Origin of the sequence: Pseudomonas sp. dw_612, assembly GCF_018449725.1 — a bacterium.
Taxonomy (GTDB): domain Bacteria; phylum Pseudomonadota; class Gammaproteobacteria; order Pseudomonadales; family Pseudomonadaceae; genus Aquipseudomonas.
Window position 1 is genome coordinate 213,923 of sequence record NZ_JAAVVC010000010.1, and the last position, 18,220, is coordinate 232,142.

At 59.4% G+C, this 18,220-nt stretch carries 15 protein-coding genes; 5 read left to right on the plus strand and 10 right to left on the minus strand.

Annotated elements, in window-relative coordinates:
* Positions 1–12: 12 nt before the first annotated feature.
* Positions 13–1,722 carry a single-stranded-DNA-specific exonuclease RecJ gene (gene recJ / locus HB680_RS17530; protein WP_213939847.1) on the plus strand — a complete coding sequence of 570 codons (1,710 nt, stop codon included), beginning with the start codon at positions 13–15 and terminating at the stop codon, positions 1,720–1,722.
* Positions 1,723–1,993: 271 nt separating this feature from the next.
* Complete coding sequence (locus HB680_RS17535) at positions 1,994–3,100, plus strand: NADH:flavin oxidoreductase/NADH oxidase (protein ID WP_213939848.1); 1,107 nt, start codon at positions 1,994–1,996, stop codon at positions 3,098–3,100.
* Between the two features lie 180 nt (positions 3,101–3,280).
* Here the strand turns inward: HB680_RS17535 and HB680_RS17540 are convergent, their stop codons facing one another.
* On the minus strand, positions 3,281–4,906 hold the full coding sequence (locus HB680_RS17540) for a glucan biosynthesis protein D (RefSeq protein ID WP_213939849.1): 1,626 nt from the start codon (positions 4,904–4,906) through the stop codon (positions 3,281–3,283).
* Between the two features lie 416 nt (positions 4,907–5,322).
* Between HB680_RS17540 and HB680_RS17545 the strand changes: the two genes are divergently transcribed.
* A complete protein-coding gene (locus HB680_RS17545; RefSeq protein WP_213939850.1) occupies positions 5,323–5,508 on the plus strand; it encodes a hypothetical protein in 186 nt (61 codons plus the stop codon).
* Positions 5,509–5,748: 240 nt separating this feature from the next.
* Here HB680_RS17545 and HB680_RS17550 read toward each other — a convergent pair whose 3' ends face one another.
* The gene (locus HB680_RS17550) at positions 5,749–6,249 is read right to left on the minus strand and encodes a Bro-N domain-containing protein (protein WP_213939851.1); all 501 of its coding nucleotides are present in this window, start codon (positions 6,247–6,249) and stop codon (positions 5,749–5,751) included.
* Positions 6,250–6,713: 464 nt separating this feature from the next.
* Here HB680_RS17550 and HB680_RS17555 point away from each other — a divergent pair, with 464 nt between their 5' ends.
* A complete protein-coding gene (locus HB680_RS17555; protein WP_256735570.1) occupies positions 6,714–7,307 on the plus strand; it encodes a ComF family protein in 594 nt (197 codons plus the stop codon).
* Between the two features lie 5 nt (positions 7,308–7,312).
* Positions 7,313–7,870, plus strand: coding sequence for a hypothetical protein (locus HB680_RS17560; RefSeq protein WP_213939852.1), 558 nt, complete (start codon positions 7,313–7,315; stop codon positions 7,868–7,870).
* A gap of 108 nt (positions 7,871–7,978) precedes the next feature.
* Here the strand turns inward: HB680_RS17560 and HB680_RS17565 are convergent, their stop codons facing one another.
* The 8 genes from HB680_RS17565 to HB680_RS17600 form a co-directional block, all read right to left on the minus strand.
* The gene (locus tag HB680_RS17565) at positions 7,979–9,463 is read right to left on the minus strand and encodes an amino acid permease (protein ID WP_213939853.1); all 1,485 of its coding nucleotides are present in this window, start codon (positions 9,461–9,463) and stop codon (positions 7,979–7,981) included.
* A gap of 252 nt (positions 9,464–9,715) precedes the next feature.
* On the minus strand, positions 9,716–11,140 hold the full coding sequence (locus HB680_RS17570; protein WP_213939854.1) for a gamma-aminobutyraldehyde dehydrogenase: 1,425 nt from the start codon (positions 11,138–11,140) through the stop codon (positions 9,716–9,718).
* A gap of 175 nt (positions 11,141–11,315) precedes the next feature.
* The gene (locus tag HB680_RS17575; RefSeq protein WP_163908676.1) at positions 11,316–12,143 is read right to left on the minus strand and encodes an ABC transporter permease; all 828 of its coding nucleotides are present in this window, start codon (positions 12,141–12,143) and stop codon (positions 11,316–11,318) included.
* On the minus strand, positions 12,133–13,080 hold the full coding sequence (locus tag HB680_RS17580) for an ABC transporter permease (protein ID WP_213939855.1): 948 nt from the start codon (positions 13,078–13,080) through the stop codon (positions 12,133–12,135). Before HB680_RS17580 ends, HB680_RS17575 begins: the two co-directional genes overlap by 11 nt.
* 1 nt (position 13,081) lies before the next feature.
* A complete protein-coding gene (locus HB680_RS17585) occupies positions 13,082–14,119 on the minus strand; it encodes an ABC transporter ATP-binding protein (protein WP_213939856.1) in 1,038 nt (345 codons plus the stop codon).
* 247 nt (positions 14,120–14,366) lie between these two features.
* Positions 14,367–15,518 carry a putative ABC transporter substrate-binding protein YdcS gene (gene ydcS, locus HB680_RS17590; protein ID WP_213939857.1) on the minus strand — a complete coding sequence of 384 codons (1,152 nt, stop codon included), beginning with the start codon at positions 15,516–15,518 and terminating at the stop codon, positions 14,367–14,369.
* 82 nt (positions 15,519–15,600) lie between these two features.
* Positions 15,601–17,088 carry a gamma-aminobutyraldehyde dehydrogenase gene (locus HB680_RS17595; RefSeq protein ID WP_213939858.1) on the minus strand — a complete coding sequence of 496 codons (1,488 nt, stop codon included), beginning with the start codon at positions 17,086–17,088 and terminating at the stop codon, positions 15,601–15,603.
* A gap of 102 nt (positions 17,089–17,190) precedes the next feature.
* Positions 17,191–18,105, minus strand: a complete 915-nt coding sequence (locus tag HB680_RS17600; RefSeq protein WP_054047295.1) for a LysR family transcriptional regulator — start codon at positions 18,103–18,105, stop codon at positions 17,191–17,193.
* Between the last annotated feature and the right edge of the window lie 115 nt (positions 18,106–18,220).

Sequence of the window (18,220 nt, forward strand, 5' to 3'; positions counted from 1 at the left end):
ACCTGTCACCCCATGCGCATCGAACCTCGCCTGTTGCCCGACACCCTGCCATTCCTCGGTGATCTGCCGCCGCTGCTGACCCGTCTTTACGCGGCGCGGGGCGTGCAGAGCGAGGCTGAACTGGACAAGAGCCTGGCGCGGCTGATTCCGTTCCAGCAGCTCAAGGGCATCGACGCGGCGGTGGATCTGCTGGTGGTGGCCCTGGAACAGCGTCAGCGGATCCTGATCGTCGGCGACTTCGATGCCGATGGCGCGACGGCCAGTACCGTCGGTGTGCTCGGCTTGCGCCTGTTGGGTGCGGCGCACGTTGACTATCTGGTGCCCAACCGTTTCGAGTATGGCTACGGCCTGACCCCGGAAATCGTCGAAGTGGCGCTGACCCGCACCCCGCAGTTGCTGATCACCGTGGACAACGGCATCTCCAGTGTCGAAGGTGTGGCGGCGGCGAGAAAGGCCGGGCTCAAGGTGCTGGTCACCGATCACCACTTGCCCGGCGATGAACTGCCGCTGGCCGATGCCATCGTTAACCCGAACCAGCCCGGTTGCGACTTTCCAAGCAAGGCGCTGGCCGGCGTCGGCGTTATCTTCTATGTCCTGATGGCCCTGCGTGCACGCTTGCGCAGCCTCGGCTGGTACGACAGCAAGCCGCAACCGAACATCGGTGAATTGCTGGATCTGGTGGCGTTGGGCAGCGTCGCCGACGTGGTGCCGCTGGATGCCAACAATCGGATTCTGGTGCACCAAGGCCTGGAGCGGATTCGCGCCGGGCGGGCGCGGCCGGGGATCAAGGCGATTCTTGAAGTGGCCAAGCGTGAACCTGCGCGCATCACCTCTACGGATTTGGGTTTCATTGTCGGCCCGCGTTTGAATGCGGCGGGTCGCCTGGACGACATGAGCCTGGGCATCGAATGCCTGCTCACTGACGATGCCGGGCTCGCGCGGGAAATGGCGGCCCAGCTCGACGGCATGAACCAGGACCGCAAATCCATCGAGCAAGGCATGCAGCGTGAAGCGCTGGCCCAGCTCAAGGATTTGCCAGTGGAGTCGATGCCGTTCGGCTTGTGCCTGTTCGATCCCGAGTGGCATCAGGGGGTTATCGGCATCCTGGCCTCACGGATGAAAGAGCGCTATTTCCGTCCGACCATTGCCTTTGCTGATGCCGGCGATGGTTTGCTCAAGGGCTCGGGGCGTTCGGTTCAGGGCTTTCACATTCGCGATGCCTTGAGCGTGGTGGCGGCGCAGCATCCGAACCTGATCAGCAAGTACGGCGGCCACGCGATGGCGGCCGGTTTGACCTTGCCGGAAGCGAATTTTCCGCTATTCGCCGAAGCCTTTGACGCTGAAGTGCGTAGGCAATTGCGCGAAGAAGACCTGACCGGGCGCCTGCTGTCGGACGGCACCCTGGCGGTCGAGGAATTCCACCTGGAACTGGCCCGCGCCCTGCGCCACGCCGGGCCATGGGGGCAGCACTTCCCGGAGCCGCTGTTTCACGGGGTGTTCCAATTGGTCGAGCAACGGGTGGTGGGTGAGCGGCACCTAAAAGTGGTGCTAAAAAGTGAGTGCGGTTCGGTGAAGCTCGATGGCATCGCTTTCGGGATCGACCGCGATATCTGGCCGAATCCGACCATCAAGTGGGTGGAATTGGCTTACAAGCTCGACCTTAACGAGTTTCGCGGGAATGAGACGGTGCAATTGATGATTGCCCACATCGAACCGCGTTAAGCCCTTCGCGGGCAGGCCTTACTCCTACAGGATTTTCTCAGACCCTTGTAGGAGCAAGGCTTGCCCGCGATAGCGATCTCCCAGACGCCAAATATCCCCGGAACCCTCCCTCATCCCCCGTTGTCGACTAGGCTCTAAGCACTGCTTGATTGGCCTTGTGACGTCTTGTCGAATTTTTTGCCCGCGGGGGCGGGTGCTGCACCTTTTCCTGTCACTCGTCGACTTTTCAAACAGAACCCTGGAGCCTGCCCACTGATTCGAGAGGTGCCCCATGAGTCTGCTGCTTGAACCCTATACCCTTCGCCAATTGACCCTGCTCAACCGCATCGCCGTGTCGCCGATGTGCCAGTACTCCAGCGTCGACGGCCTGGCCAATGACTGGCACCTGGTGCACCTCGGTAGCCGCGCCGTCGGCGGGGCCGGTCTGATTTTTACCGAAGCCACGGCGGTGACCGCCGATGGTCGCATCACCGCCGAGGACCTCGGCCTGTGGAACGACGAACAGATCGAACCGTTGCAACGCATCACCCGGTTTATCGCGGCCCAAGGCGCCGTCGCCGGCATTCAACTGGCCCACGCCGGGCGCAAGGCCAGCACTCATCGGCCGTGGATCGGCAAGCATGGCAGCGTCAAACCTGACGACGGTGGCTGGACGCCGGTCGGGCCTTCACCGATTGCCTTCGATCCACAACACACGCCGCCTAAACAACTTGATGAAGGGCAGATCGCGGAAGTGATTCAGGCCTTCGTCGATGCGGCCAAACGTGCCCTGACCGCCGGTTTCAAAGTGGTCGAGATCCATGCCGCTCACGGTTATCTGCTGCACCAGTTTCTGTCGCCCCTTAGCAATCAGCGGCGCGATCAATATGGCGGCTCGTTCGAAAATCGCATTCGGCTGGTGCTGCAAGTCACCGAAGCGGTACGCGCGATCTGGCCTGAAGAGTTGCCGCTGTTCGTGCGGGTATCGGCTACCGACTGGGTCGAGGATGGCTGGAATCCGGATGAAACCGTGGAACTGGCGCGACGCCTCAAGGACTTGGGCGTGGACCTGATCGACGTCTCGTCGGGCGGTACGGCGGCCAATGCGGAAATTCCTACGGGCCCGGGTTATCAAACCCGCTTCGCTGAGCGCGTGCGTAAGGAGTCAGGCATCGCCACCGGCACCGTGGGCATGATTACCGAGCCGGCGCAGGCTGAGCACATCCTGCGGACCTGTCAGGCGGACATCATCTTCCTGGCCCGCGAGTTGTTGCGTGATCCGTACTGGCCGCTGCATGCCGATGATGACCTGGGTGGGCGCAAAGCGGTGTGGCCGGCGCAGTATCAGCGGGCGACGCATCGGGATCAGCCGATTCATGAGTCGGATTTGCGGGACTGATTAACGCTGTAAAAGCAAAAAGCCCCGATCGGATTGATCGGGGCTTTTGCGTTTCTGGCGCGGGATTTTTGTTGTCGGTCAGGCCGTCTTCGCGAGCAAGCCCGCTCCCACAGGGGAATGCATTCCAAATGTGGGAGCGGGCTTGCTCGCGAAGAGGCCCGCCCAAACAACCACCTGATATCAGGTGTACTTACGCTTCTCCGGCGCCGGCGGGAAATACTGGTACAACCAGGTTTCACTCAACGTCCGGTCATTGGTGCGAATAAACAACCGCAGCTCCACTGGCGCCACGCTGTCATTGGTCGGGAACCAGTCAAACGTGATGCGGTAACCCTTGATGTCATCCAGCACCAGCACGTTGAAGTCTTTCACCTCGCCATTCGAGCAGGTAACCACCGGCTCGATCGCCGCTCCTGGCGGCAAGCGATCCAGGCCGCCACCGGTGAAGTCCACCGCAAAGCGACGGGCCCAGACTTCCGGGTAATGCTCGCCCGGCGCCCAGCCTTCAATGAAACCACCCATGCCCGAACGGGTCGCGTTGACTCGCGCCAGCGGTGTGCTGACCGGCGGTAAAGCGCTCCAGTACAGCTTGTAGCCGTAATTCAGCGAATCACCGGCCGCTACCGGTTTTTTCGGGGTCCAGAACGCGACGATGTTATCCAGGGTTTCGCCGGTTGTAGGAATTTCCAGCAGATCGATAGAGCCTTCGCCCCATGCGGTCGTAGGTTCTACCCACAGGCTCGGGCGCTTGCTGTACCAGTCGACGGTGTCTTGATAGCTGGCGAACTCGTGATCGGTCTGCACCAGGCCGAAACCTTTCGGGTCGGTGTCGGCGAAGGCGTTGAACTGCAGGGTCGCCGGGTTGTTCAACGGACGGCAGATCCACTCGCCATTACCACGCCACATGGCCAGGCGATCGGAGTCGTGGATTTGCGGGTGAATGGTGTCGCACATGCGCCGTTCATGGGTGCCGCAGCTGAACATGCTGGTCATCGGCGAGATGCCCAGTTGTTCGATGTCGGTACGGGCATTGATGTGCGCGTCGATGCCCATGACCACTTGGCTGGCCTGGCAGTCGATGTCGAAACGATAGGCACCGGTCGCGCTCGGCGAATCGAGCAGCGCGTAGACCACGAAACGGGTGCTGTCCTTGTCCGGCGTCTCGAACCAGAACTTGGTGAAGTCCGGGAATTCCTCACGCTTCTTGGCGTAGGTATCGATCGCCAGCCCGCGAGCCGACAGGCCATATTGGCCAGAAGCATCCACCGCGCGGAAATAGCTGGCGCCCAGAAAAGACAACACGTCGTGCTTGTCCAGCTCCGGGGCCTTGAACAATTTGAACCCGGAAAAACCCAGGTCGGCGCCAAGCTGCTTGGTGTCGACCGTGGTTTTTTCATAGTTGAACAGCGACGGGCGGAAATGCACTTCCCGGGCCTGACGCGTCTTGGGATCGACGCTGAACATGCGCACAGGTTGCTTGAACCCCATGCCGACATGGAAAAACTGCACGTCCAACTGACCGTTCAAGTCATTCCACAGCGAATGCTTGCCGTCGTACTGGATCGCATTGAAGTTCTGCGGCGTCATGGTCCCCAGCGTCGGCGGCAACACTTGCTTGGTGTCTTGGTAACGATTACCGGCGAGCTGCTTGGCCTGGATCTTCAGCGCTTCGAAGTCGAACGCCTGGGCGTCGCCATCCGCCGCCTCATTCCCGGCCCAGGCGCGTGCGGCCAGCAGGCCGGTGGCCGATAAACCGGTGTAGGCAGCGATAGCCATGGACGCTTTGAGCAAATTCCTGCGGTGCATAAGTACAACCTGTCGTGAACAATCCCGCGCCGTTCCTGGCACTGCTGGGATCAAAAAAGGAGGTTCGGACATGCCTTCGGCCAAACGCAACGGACTTTAAACAGATGCCAAATAGCTTAAACCGTTCGGTCATCGAGAAAAAATGATTGATAGCACATCGATGTTGCGGCAATGAAACAAGACATGTCCGGTAACGTTTCCCACAGTACTTTCTGTTTTGTATGGCATTTGTGCCTTTTTCGACTAATTACTCTAAAAACCACTTTTCAGCGCCGATTTAATTCCTATTCTATGGGCATGACCGGTTTCGGCCCTTCAGGCCGGTGGGTTCAGCGCGCACCAAGCGACTGCTGAAAAAGTAGTAGGGCGATGCGGTTTTCTGAAGTTTTCTTTGACGTATTAAAAGGACATCGTCCATGTCGAAAGTACAAGGCATCACCGAACTGTTAGGGATCTTTCCATGCCTGTCGACCGGAAGGCGCAGGCGACGGCTCAATTCGGAGGAGATGAAATTGGTGGAGCGGTATCGGGAGCTGTCCGAGAGTGATCGGATTGCGATGAGGTATTTGGTGGATGCGATGAGGAGTGTTTCGAGGTTTTGAGGGGGGCGTGACACTGTGTTGCGGCCGTAACCCGATCTGTAGCAGCTGGCGAAGCCTGCGTTCGGCTGCGCAGCAGTCGTGAATTCAGGTTGCGCGGTGTACCTGATACACCGCGCACTCAGGTTTTACGACTGCTTCGCAGCCGAACGCAGGCTTCGCCAGCTGCTACAAGGAAGGTGCTTCGACTAACCAAAGGGGCGGGCCGTAAGGTCTGCCCCTTTTCGTTTGTTCAGCTGACCCTCAACTGCAAGTGCCCATGATCTTGAACGGCCGCTGTACCTGCATCAGATCAGGCATATCCCGCCACTTGATCCAGGCCTGATGCTGCCAGTGCAGCAGCGGCACCGAGATGCCGGCCCACTGCAATGAACTCAGGCTTGGAACGTTATCCACAGAGGCCGCGTTCGATTCACGCAGCATCGGGATGACTTCGTTGCTCAGCCATTGGCGCAGGTTTCGGTTTTCCGGGATGAAATGGTGGACGAGGAGGGCGTACATGCCTGATTCGCTGACCATCAGGGATTCGACGGTGTTACCGCTTTTCAGCAGCCAGACGTTTCGGCGTTGATCGGGGTCGAGTTTCAGGGTGAGGCGTTCGGCCATTGAACGGCCCATCAGGCGACCGAGATCGTGGACGCAGAACCAGGCTTGGTTGTCTTGCATGAGGGTGTGGAGGAAGCGGTTGTGGCGGGTGAAAACTGTGGGGGTGAAGTAAGGCGAATTTTGAGCGTACTTAGGCATGAAGGCTAACTTCCGTTTTGATTAGGAAAGTCGCCACCAACCCTTCGACAGGTTGGGTGGCGGACCGAGTGGCGTTCGAAGTCGGGATACTTCCAGTCAAAACGGCAAAGCCGGAAGGCCCGCGCCACACGGCCCGCCATAAAGCAGAACTAAAGGCATAAACAGCCGCAGTTCTATGGAGGGCACGCGAGCACCGTTCTGACTTTTCCCAGCTTCGACACCGGGTCGCTGATTTGGCAGCGACGAGGTAAAGCCTATCGTCCAGGCGCTCGCGGTGCCAAGTCTACTCTGGCGCCGCGTGTTGTAGGAATTGGAGCTTTTATCGGAAGGCTCGGTCTGTAGGAATTTCCTGTTTTTGCATGAGCTGCAGCGCCACGCGGTAGTCGAGTGGTATCTCTAGTTTTCATTGCCTGTGGTCAAAGAGCACCAAGGAATTTTCGGTGCTTAGCGGACAGGCTCAGAAAATGGAGAATGCCTTGAAAGTATGCCTGAAACAGATAAACGGCCCTTGGGACCAGGGATGGGTGCTGGACAAGCACATGATAAGTAGTACCTTTCTAGGAGATGACGAGCATGGAAACCCACGTTTCGATAATCTCCGTACAGAGGTAGGACAAGCGACCTACCAGCTCAAATATCAGAAGGATTGGAGTCAGGTGAGCCCTCTTGCTCAAGCTGTAGCGACGAATGTTTTACCTAAGCTTGCTCAGGTAGGATTCGTAGTGCCTATGCCTGCCTCGAATGTCCGGGCTAGACAACCCGTTACCGAGGTTGCCGTCGAGTTAGGACGAATAATCGGAAAGCCTGTTTTCTCGGATTTACTCCGAAAGGCTGCTACGCAACAGTCGCTTAAAGATCTGCATTCCAAGGAGCAAAAGGTTGCTGCTATTGGCGCTAGCTTCAGTGTGAATGATGAAATTACCAATGCCGGCTGTTGGAATGTTTTGGTTGTTGATGATTTGTTTGACAGTGGCGCGTCAATGGATGCCGCCTGTGCGGTTTTACGTCAATATCCAAAAGTTGGAAAAATCTACGTCGCGGCATTAACTTGGAAATGAGATAGATGACAACTGTATTCATTGCGGGCTCTATTAATATCAAGCACCTTGATCCGAAGGTTAAAGAGCGTATCAATAATATCGTTGATTCAGAGTTTGACGTCGTCGTTGGCGATGCAGGCGGAGCTGATACATCTATCCAAGAGTATCTGTTAAGCCTGGTTCGATCTAAAACTACTGTTTATTGCAGTGGCGTGGTCCCGCGAAACAATCTTGGAGAATGGCCGGCTAGAACAGTAGAAACCAAACACTCCAAGGGGTCGCGAGCATTTTTTACCGCGAAGGACGTTGTCATGGCCGAGGCCGCTGATTACGGCTTGATGATATGGGATGCAAAAAGTACGGGGACACTGAGCAACGTAATTGAACTGTTGTCTCGAAAGAAAAAGTCGCTTGTTTTTGTTAATAAAGAAAAAGCTTTTAAAGTAGTTGGGAGTGTGAGTCAGCTTGAGGAGCTTCTTACGTTTATGTCGGATTATGCAAAACAAAAAGCAGATGAAAAAATCAAACTTTTCGATCGTATCTCTTTGCTGAAACACGATCAGGCGGAGCTATTGCTTTGATGGTTTTCGCTTCTGTCAATAGGCGTCATTAATCCCCCTTTTCTCCACGCATGTGAGAAAGGGGGATTTTTCAGTTCAGGCACCACTAACAGCGCCTGGGAATAATCGTTACCGACTAACCTTCCAAGCATCCCCCGCAGGCGCAGTCCCGTGGTCATACGGCTTGGCAATCAACATGTAGATCAACCCCAACCCAATCACAATGGCCGTACTCAACACCATCGCATAATTGATGTACCAAGCCGCATCCGGCGTACGCGGCCAAGCCATGTTGATGATCGCGCCAACGCCATACACCAGAGCTCCGATATTCACCGGCAAACCCCACGCACCAAGAGTGAATTTGCCGCTCGGTTTCCAGCCTTTCATCCGTGCATACAACGCAGCCAACACGATCATCTGGAACGCCAGATAGATGCCGATCGCCGCGAAGCTGACGATGGTCGCCACCGCGTCTTGCAGGAAGAATCCGAGCACGATGATTAACGCTGGCAGGACACCCGACACAAACAGCGCCGCAACCGGCACTTGAGTCGTAGGAGAAATCTTCTTCAGCAGTGTGCTGCCAATGACCATTTCGTCCCGGGCGTAGGAATACAGCAGACGACTCGCCGCCGCTTGCAGGCTGATGACGCAGGAGATGAAGGAAATCATGACCACGCCCATCACCACTTTCGAGCCGACCGGGCCGAAGGCGTTGTTGAGGATGGTGGTGACGGGGTCTTTGTCGGTGCCGTTGATCACGGCTTGCATGTCCGGTACGGCGAGGATCAGGGCCAGGCAGGCGAACATGGCCGAGATGCCGCCGATGTAGATGGTCATGCGCATGGCGATCGGGATTTGCTTGCTCGGGTTCGGGGTTTCTTCGGCGACGTCGCCGCAGGCTTCGAAGCCGTAGTAGAGGAACATCCCGGCCAGCGAGGCGGTGAGGAAGGCTGGCAGGTAGGAGCCGTCGATGCGGATGTCGAAGGTGTTGAACAGCACGCTGATCGGTTGATGACGTTCGAAGATCAGCAGGTAGACGCCGACGATCACCGCGCCGATCAGCTCGCAGAGGAAGCCGAACATGGCGATCCGCGCCAGCACTTTGGTGCCGCTGAGGTTGACCAGGGTGGCGAACAACGTCAGGAACAGCGCGATGACGATGTTGGTGTTGTTGCTCGGTTCAAAACCCATCATCGCGGCCAGGTACGGACCGGCACCCACGGCAACCGCGGCGATGGTCACGCACAGGGCGATGGAGTAGATCCAGCCGACCATCCACGCCCATTTTTTGCCGACCAGGCGGCGGGCCCACGGGTAGACGCCGCCGGAAATCGGGAATTGCGAGACCACTTCACCGAAGATCAGGCACACCAGCAATTGGCCGCAACCGACCAGCAGATAGGCCCAGAACATCGGTGGCCCGCCGGCGGCGAGGCATAGGCCGAACAGGGTATAAACCCCTACGACCGGCGAGAGGTAAGTGAAGCCCAGGGCGAAGTTTTCCCACAGGCTCATGCTGCGGTTGAAGTTCGAGGTGTAGCCCAGCTTGCGCAGTTGTTCGGCATCGCTGTCGGCAACGGCGGGGGAGAGTTCGGGTGATGCACTCATGGTCTGTCAGCTCCGGAAAATCGGCAGATTTCGGATGTCCGAAACCGTGGCGGGGCCTTGGCGGCGCTGCCCGGGTCGGTGGTTATTGTTTTTGAATCGCGGTGAGGCCTTGTGGTAAATCGCCGACATCGTCCGTGTGTCTGCTGAAAAGATCGCAGCCTGCGGCAGCTCCTACACCAACCGCATACACCGCAGATTTCGTGCCTGATGCAACTCTTGTAGGAGCTGCCGAAGGCTGCGATCTTTTCGCTTTTAATGCTTGAACATCACATGCCGAACGACGGTGTAGTCCTCCAGCCCATACATGGACATGTCCTTCCCGTAGCCGGACAATTTCTGACCGCCATGGGGCATTTCGCTGACCAGCATGAAGTGCGTATTCACCCAAGTGCAGCCGTACTGCAAGCGTGCGGCCAGGCGATGGGCGCGACCGACGTCCGAGGTCCAGACCGACGACGCAAGTCCGTAGTCCGAATCGTTGGCCCAGCCCAGCACCTGCGCTTCATCGTTAAACTTGGTCACCGATACCACCGGCCCAAACACCTCCCGACGCACGATCTCGTCGTCCTGTTGCGCGTCAGCCAACACCGTCGGCTCAAAGAAGAAACCATTGCCGTCCACAGCCTTGCCGCCCGTGACCAAACGGATATGCGATTGCGCCACGGCGCGCTCGACAAACCCGGCCACGCGGTCGCGATGTTGTGCGGTGATCAGCGGCCCCAACTCGGTCGCCGGGTCATCCTGCAAGCCGTACTTGATGCTGCTGACCGCCGCGCCGAGTTTCTCGACGAATTTCTCGTAGATGCCTGCTTGCGCATAGATGCGGCACGCGGCGGTGCAATCCTGGCCGGCATTGTAGAAACCGAAGGTGCGGATGCCTTCCACGGCGGCGTCGATGTCGGCGTCGTCGAAGATGATCACCGGAGCCTTGCCGCCCAGTTCCATGTGCATGCGTTTGACGCTGTCGGCGGTGCTGGAAATGATGTTGGCGCCAGTGGCGATGGAACCGGTCAGCGAGACCATCCGCACCTTGGGATGGGTCACCAATGGACTGCCCACCGTAGGACCACGGCCGAACACCAGATTAAGTACACCCGCCGGGAAGATTTCCGACGCCAGCTCAACCAGGCGCAACGCGGTCAGCGGAGTTTGTTCCGACGGCTTGAGCACCACGGTATTACCGGCGGCGAGGGCCGGGGCGATTTTCCAGGCGACCATCATCAGCGGGTAGTTCCACGGCGCGATGGAGGCGATCACGCCCACCGGGTCGCGGCGGATCATCGAGGTGTGGCCGGCGAGGTATTCACCGCCCGCCGAACCGTTCATGCAACGGCTGGCGCCGGCGAAGAAACGGAACACGTCGGCAATCGCCGGAATCTCGTCGTTCAGCGCGGCGCTGTAGGGTTTGCCGCAGTTATCCGATTCCAGTTTGGCCAGCTCTTCGCCGTGGGCTTCGATCGCATCGGCGAGTTTGAGCAGCAGCAGCGAGCGTTCTTTCGGCGGGGTTTGCGACCAGGCTTCGAAGGCGTTGTCGGCGGCGCGCACGGCGGCATCGACCTGGGCTTCGCTGGCTTCGTTGATTTCTACCAGTACGCGACCCAAAGCAGGATTGAACACCGGTTGGGCGGGGCCGTCGCCGTCGATCAGTTGGCCGTTGATCAAGAGTTTGGTTTGCATGGTTTGTGTCCTCATTGCAGCTTTTATTGTTCTGTCGGAACCGGATCAATGTGGGAGCGGGCTTGCTCGCGAAGGGGCCATTACATTCAACATCGATGTTGGCTGAACCACCGCTTTCGCGAGCAAGCCCGCTCCCACATGGGGTCCGTATTCCACAGTGAGTAGTCGTTTTCAGTTATTTCCCGCCACTACCCGCCACACTTTCACCACCCCGCGTCAGGTAATACGCCCCCAGAATCGGCAGCATGGTCACCATCATCACCAGCATCGCGACGACGTTGGTCACTGGCACGTCCCGTGGGCGGCTGAGCTGGTTGAGCAGCCACAGCGGCAGGGTGCGTTCATGGCCGGCGGTGAAGGTGGTGACGATGATTTCATCGAACGACAGCGCAAACGCGAGCATGCCGCCGGCCAGCAACGCCGAGCCGAGGTTCGGCAGGACGATGTAGCGAAAGGTCTGCCAGCCGTCGGCGCCGAGGTCCATCGAAGCTTCGATCAAACTGTGGGAGGTTCGGCGCAAGCGGGCGATGACGTTGTTGTAGACGATCACCACGCAGAAGGTCGCATGGCCGACGATGATGGTGAACATCCCCGGCTCGATGCCCAACGTCTTGAAGGTCGCCAGCAGCGCGATCCCGGTGATGATCCCCGGCAGCGCGATCGGCAGGATCAGCATCAGCGAGATGCCTTGCTTGCCGAAGAACTCCCGGCGGTACAACGCCGCCGACGCGAGGGTGCCGAGGACCATGGCGATCAGCGTCGCGATGGCGGCGATTTCGGCCGAGAGCTTGATCGCTTCCAGCACATCGGGCCGCGAGAACGCCACGCTGAACCACTTCAGGGTGAAACCCTTGGGCGGGAAGCTGAACGCCGCGTCTTCGGTGTTGAAGGCGTAGAGGAAGATGATCAGGATCGGGAAGTGCAGAAACACCAACCCGCCCCAGGCTGCGATTTTCAGGCCCAGAGACGCTTGATCGCCTTGTTTCACGGGTTTAGAGCGCATCGAAGGCCCCCAGTCGTTTGACGATGGTCAGGTAAACGGCGATCAACACAATCGGCACCAGCGTGAACGCGGCGGCCATCGGCATATTGCCAATCGCACCCTGCTGCGCATAAACCATGCTGCCGACGAAGTACCCCGGCGGCCCCACCAGTTGCGGCACGATGAAGTCGCCCAGGGTCAGCGAGAAGGTGAAGATCGAACCGGCGGCGATGCCCGGAATCGATAGCGGCAAAATCACCTGCATAAAGGTCTGGCGCGGCTTGGCCCCAAGGTCCGCCGAGGCTTGCAGCAGCGACGGCGGCAAGCGTTCCAGCGAAGCCTGGATCGGCAGGATCATGAACGGCAGCCAGATGTAGACGAACACCATGAAGCGCCCCAGGTGCGAGGTCGACAAGGTGCTGCCACCCACGCCGGGAATCCCGAGTATGAATTGCAGAATCGGCTCCAGCCCCAAGTGCTGAACGAACCACTGCGCCACGCCGCCCTTGGCCAGCAGCAAGGTCCAGGCGTAGGCCTTGACGATGTAACTGGCCCACATCGGCAACATCACGGCGATGTAGAAAAATGCCTTGGTCTTGCCGCTGGTGTAGCGCGCCATGTAGTAGGCAATCGGGAACGCGACGATGGCGCTGGCGATCGACACGACAATCGCCATGCTCAGGGTGCGCAGGATGATGTCGAAGTTCGACGGCTGGAACAGCGCGGCAAAGTTCGCCAGGGTCAGGTCGGGGGTGACCGCCATGGTGAAGTCGTCGAAGGTGTAAAAACCCTGCCACAACAGCACCAGCAGTGAGCCGAGATAAATCGCGCCGAACCACAGCAACGGTGGCACCAGCAACAGCGCCAGGTAAAAATTCGGCCGGCGATACAGCAGATTGGAAAACCGCCGCAACGGCGAACCGCTGGCCGGGGTTTGAGAAATTGCCAAGGCGTTCATCTCAAACCCCGCCTGCAACAGTGTCGTGCAACGGAATCATGGCTTCACGAGCCCAGCGCGCGCTGATGCGTTGCCCTGTCTGGTGCTGGGCGCTGGTGTCCAGCCACTGCACGTTGGCCTGGCTGATGTTCAGCACCTGGCCGTTTTCCAGTTTCACTTCATAACGGGTGGCGCTGCCCTGGTACTGAATGTCGTGGAGCAAGCCGCTGACTTCGATCTCATGACTCGCGAGCGGGCCTTCGGCAAAACGCACGTGTTCCGGGCGAATCGAAAACGGCTGCGGATTGCCGCTCAACTGCTGCGCCAGATCACCGCGAATCACGTTGGAGGTGCCGACGAATTCGGCGACGAACGTGGTCGCCGGTTTCATGTACAGGTTGCGCGGGGTGTCGACCTGTTCGATGCGACCCTTGTTGAACACGGCCACGCGGTCGGACATCGACAGCGCTTCAGTTTGGTCGTGGGTGACGAAAATGAAGGTGATACCGAGTTGACGTTGCAGCTTCTTCAACTCGCTTTGCATCTGTTCGCGCAGCTTCAGATCGAGGGCACCAAGGGGTTCGTCGAGCAGCAACACGCGAGGGCGATTGACCAAGGCGCGAGCCAGGGCCACACGTTGGCGTTGGCCGCCGGAAAGCTGCACCGGTTTGCGCTCGCCGTAGCCACCGAGGGCGACCATGTCGAGGGCTTCTTCGGCGCGTTTCAGGCGTTCGGCCTTGCCGACGCCTTTGACTTTCAATCCGTAGGCGACGTTGTCGCGAACGTTCATGTGCGGGAACAGCGCGTAATCCTGGAACACGGTGTTCACGTCACGCTGATACGGCGGCAGCCCGGCGGCTTCCTCGCCGTGAATACGGATCGAGCCGGTGCTCGGTTGTTCGAACCCGGCGATCAGGCGCAGGCACGTGGTTTTGCCCGAGCCGGAAGGGCCGAGCATGGAAAAGAACTCGCCGTCCTGGATATCGATGGAAACCCGGTCAACGGCCTTCACCTCGCCGAACTGCCGGGAAACGTTGGTGAACTGGACTGCAAGCGTCATGGTGCGGTGCTCCGAAAAGGCGAGGGTCGTCGCAGCGGCCCTGCCTGGACTTCTGGAAAAACTGAATCGTTTCGATGTACTCGGCCTGCTCTTAGCTCCCTCTCCCTCCGGGAGAGGGCGGGGGGTGAGGGCTGCGATTTTGGCCCTTATCCAAAATTTCGAGGCAGCCTCAAAAGCCACCCCTCACCCCAGCCCTCTCCCCAGAGGGGAGAGGGGGAAAGGGAGCGGACCGAGTCGTGTCCGAGGGTTATCTGCCGCCCATAATCGCGATGTAATCCTGGGTCCAGCGGCTATACGGCACGAACTTGCCGCCTTCAGCCTGCGGGGTTTTCCAGAAAGCGATCTTGTCGAACTGGTCGAAGCCATTGGTCTTGCACCCCTCGGCGCCGAGCAATTCACTGCCGGTGCACGCCGCCGGCACCGCTGGCAACGAGCCGAACCACGCCGCCACGTCACCCTGGACTTTCGGTTGCAGCGACCAATCCATCCACTTGTAGGCGCAGTTCGGATGCTTGGCCTCGGCGTGCAACATGGTCGTATCGGCCCAACCGGTGGCGCCTTCTTTCGGGATGGTCGAGGCGATCGGCTGTTTCTCGTTGATCAGGCCGTTGACCTGATACGGCCAGGCGCTGGACGCGGCCACGCCTTCGTTTTTGAAGTCACTCATCTGCACGGTGGTGTCGTGCCAGTAGCGGTGAATCAACGGCTGCTGGGCGCGCAACAGATCGAGCACGGCTTTGTACTGCGCTTCGGTCAGTTGATACGGGTCTTTGATGCCGAGTTCAGGTTTGGTGCTCTTCAGGTACAGCGCCGCGTCGGCGATGTAGATCGGGCCGTCATACGCCTGCACGCGCCCCTTGTTGGCCTTGCCGTCCGGCAGGTTTTGCGCGTCGAACACCACGCCCCAACTGGTCGGCGCAGTCTTGAACACGTTGGTGTTGTACATCAGCACGTTCGGGCCCCACTGGTACGGGGTGCCGAAAGTCTGCTTGTTGACCACGTACCAGGGCGCATCTTTCAAACGCGGATCGAGGCTTTTCCAGTTCGGGATCAACGCAGTATTGATCGGCTGCACCCGCTTGCCGACGATCAGACGCAACGAGGCATCGCCCGACGCGGTGACCAGGTCGTACCCGCCCTTGGCCATCAGGCTGACCATTTCATCGGAGGTCGCGGCGGTTTTCACATTGACCTTGCAGCCGGTTTCCTTCTCGAAACCGGTCACCCAGTCGTAGGCTTTGTCGCTCTCGCCACGTTCGATGTAGCCGGGCCAGGCCACGATATCCAGCTGACCTTCGCCGGCGCCGACGGCTTTCAGCGGTTCGGCGGCCTGGATACTGGCACTGGCGAGCAATGCAGTGGTGATTGCACTGAGCAGTGCGGTCTTGTGCACGAACATGGGGATTCCCTCTTCTTTAATTATGGTCGGGGCAGTTGTGAACGTGGTGAAGCATGCCGTTGGCGGCTTGTTATTAGCGTAGTCAGAGATGCTGGCCGTGGCGGGCCATGATGTGGCGCACCACGCTGTAGTCCTGAAGCGAATCGCTGGATAAGTCTTTGCCGTAGCCCGAACGTTTCAGGCCGCCATGGGGCATTTCGCTGACCAGCATGAAATGGCTGTTGATCCAGGTGCAGCCGTACTGCAAGCGCGCCGCGACCTGCATCGCTTTGTCGAGGTTTTGGGTCCAGACCGACGAGGCGAGGCCGTATTCCGAATCATTGGCCCAGTCCACGGCTTGCGCGAGTTCATCGAAACGGGTCACGGTGACCACCGGTCCGAACACTTCGCGCTGGACGATCTCATCGCTCTGTTTGCAACCGGCCAGCAACGTCGGCTGGTAGTAGAAACCGGCGCCGGAATGCACCGCCGCGCCGGTGACGCGTTCAATGTGCGGCTGGCCGAGGGCGCGCTCGACAAAACTGGCCACGCGGTCGCGCTGGCGGGTGCTGATCAGCGGACCAATCTCGTTGTCGGCGTCGCGCTTGCCGGCGAAACGCAGGCTGCTGACCGCTGCGCCGAGTTCCGCCACCAAACGGTCGTGAATCCCGGCCTGTGCATAAATCCGGCACGCAGCGGTGCAATCCTGACCGGCGTTGTAATAGCCGTAGGTGCGCACGCCATCGACCACCGCTTGAATGTCCGCGTCGTTGCACACGATCACCGGGGCTTTGCCGCCGAGTTCGAGGTGGGTGCGCTTCAGGGTTTTTGCTGCGGCTTGCAGGATTTTTTGCCCGGTGACGATATCGCCGGTCAGCGACACCATGCGGATTTTCGGGTGGCTGACCAAATGGCTGCCAACCCCTTCACCGCCCCCGCAGATGATGTTGATCACCCCGCGTGGCAGGATTTCCGCCAGCGCGGGGGCCAACGCGAGGATCGACAGCGGCGTGTGTTCGGACGGCTTGAATACGAGGGTGTTGCCGGCGGCCAGGGCCGGGGCGATTTTCCACGCGGCCATCATGATCGGGTAGTTCCACGGCGCGATGGACGCGACGACCCCGATCGGATCGCGCCGCACCATGCTGGTGTAACCCGGCAAGTATTCGCCGCTGAGCTGGCCGGTCTGGCAGCGCACGGCGCCGGCGAAGAAACGGAACACATCCACCGTGGCGCTCAAATCATCCTGACGGGCCAGGTGCAACGGCTTGCCACAGTTCAGGGATTCGAGGCGAGCGAGCAGGTCGGCGTTTTTTTCGATGGCGTTGGCGATGTCCAGCAACAAGTTCGAACGTTGCTGCGGCGTGGTCCGCGACCAATCGGCAAAGGCACGGTGGGCGGCGAGGGTCGCGGCTTCCACTTGCTCGGTGCTGGCTTCGGCGATGTGGGTCAGCACTTCCCCGGTGGCGGGGTTGAGGATCGGCTCGACAAAGCCCTGGCCCGCGACCAATTCGCCATCGATCAACAACGCGGTGAACAACGGGGTCTGCGCGCCAGCCATTTTTCGGGTTCTCTTTTCTTGTGTGGCCATGATGCTCCCAGTGACTGGAGCCCGGCCGTCTTATAAAGATGTAACAAGACTAGTGCGCGGGCCCGAGGTCGACAAATTCTTAATACTGAAGGTGGCGTTCGATTAAATAGATGGCTTGCGCCCGCCGTGAGGTTGTTCTCGGGCGACGGTCAGGAAGGGGTCGACCAGTGCCGGCCGCGCGGTGCCACGGCGCCAGGCCAGGCCGACGTCGAGGGTCTGGCTGAGGTCGGCAATCGGCCGGGCTTCGATGATGTCGCCCTCCAGTGACCAGGGGCGGTAGGTCATGTCGGGCTGGATCGACACGCCCAAACCGGCGGCGACCAAGCTCCGCACGGCTTCGGTCGACGCGGTTCTGAGGGTGATGCGCGGTTGCAAAGAGGCCGCCGACCACATGCGCTGGGCGTTGCGGTCCATTTCATCGACGTTCAATTGAATCAGCGGCTCCCGCGTCACGTCGGCGAGGTTGATGCTGTCGTGTTCCAGCAACGGATGCTGGGCCGGCAGCCACAAGCGGTGGGGCGAATGGGTCAGCACTTCGGTCTGCAAGGCGTGGCGGTCTTCGAGGTTGGAAAGGATCAGCACCCCGACATCAATCTCGCCGCTGACCAGCAAATGCTCGATGTAGGGTCGTTCGTCCTCCATCACCCGAATCTCGACGTTGGGATAAGCGCGCTGGAACCGGGTGAGCAAATCCGCCAGGTAGTAACCGGCGACGAGGCTGGTCACGCCGATGATCAACTGCCCCGCAACCTGATCGGTGCTCTGTTGCAGGCTGCGCTTGGCGTTATCGACGGTGGCCAGAATCAGGTGCGCCTGGCGTAGGAATTGATGACCTTGGTGCGTCAGGGTCATGCCCTTGGCGTGTCGGTTGAACAGGCTGACGCCGATTTCCTGCTCCAGTTGCTGGATCGCCAGTGTCAGGGTGGATTGGGAAATAAACGCGGTTTGCGCGGCGGCGGAGATTGAGCCGGTCTCGGCCACGGCGATGAAATGGCGGATTTGACGCAGGGTCATCATTGGAAAGTACCCGGTGGGCGGTTTTTATAGATTCATTCGAGTGTATATCTTTTTAATCGATGGCCCAGGTGGGGGCCTCGGCGAGCGAGCAACATCTGGAAGCACTCTCGCGGGC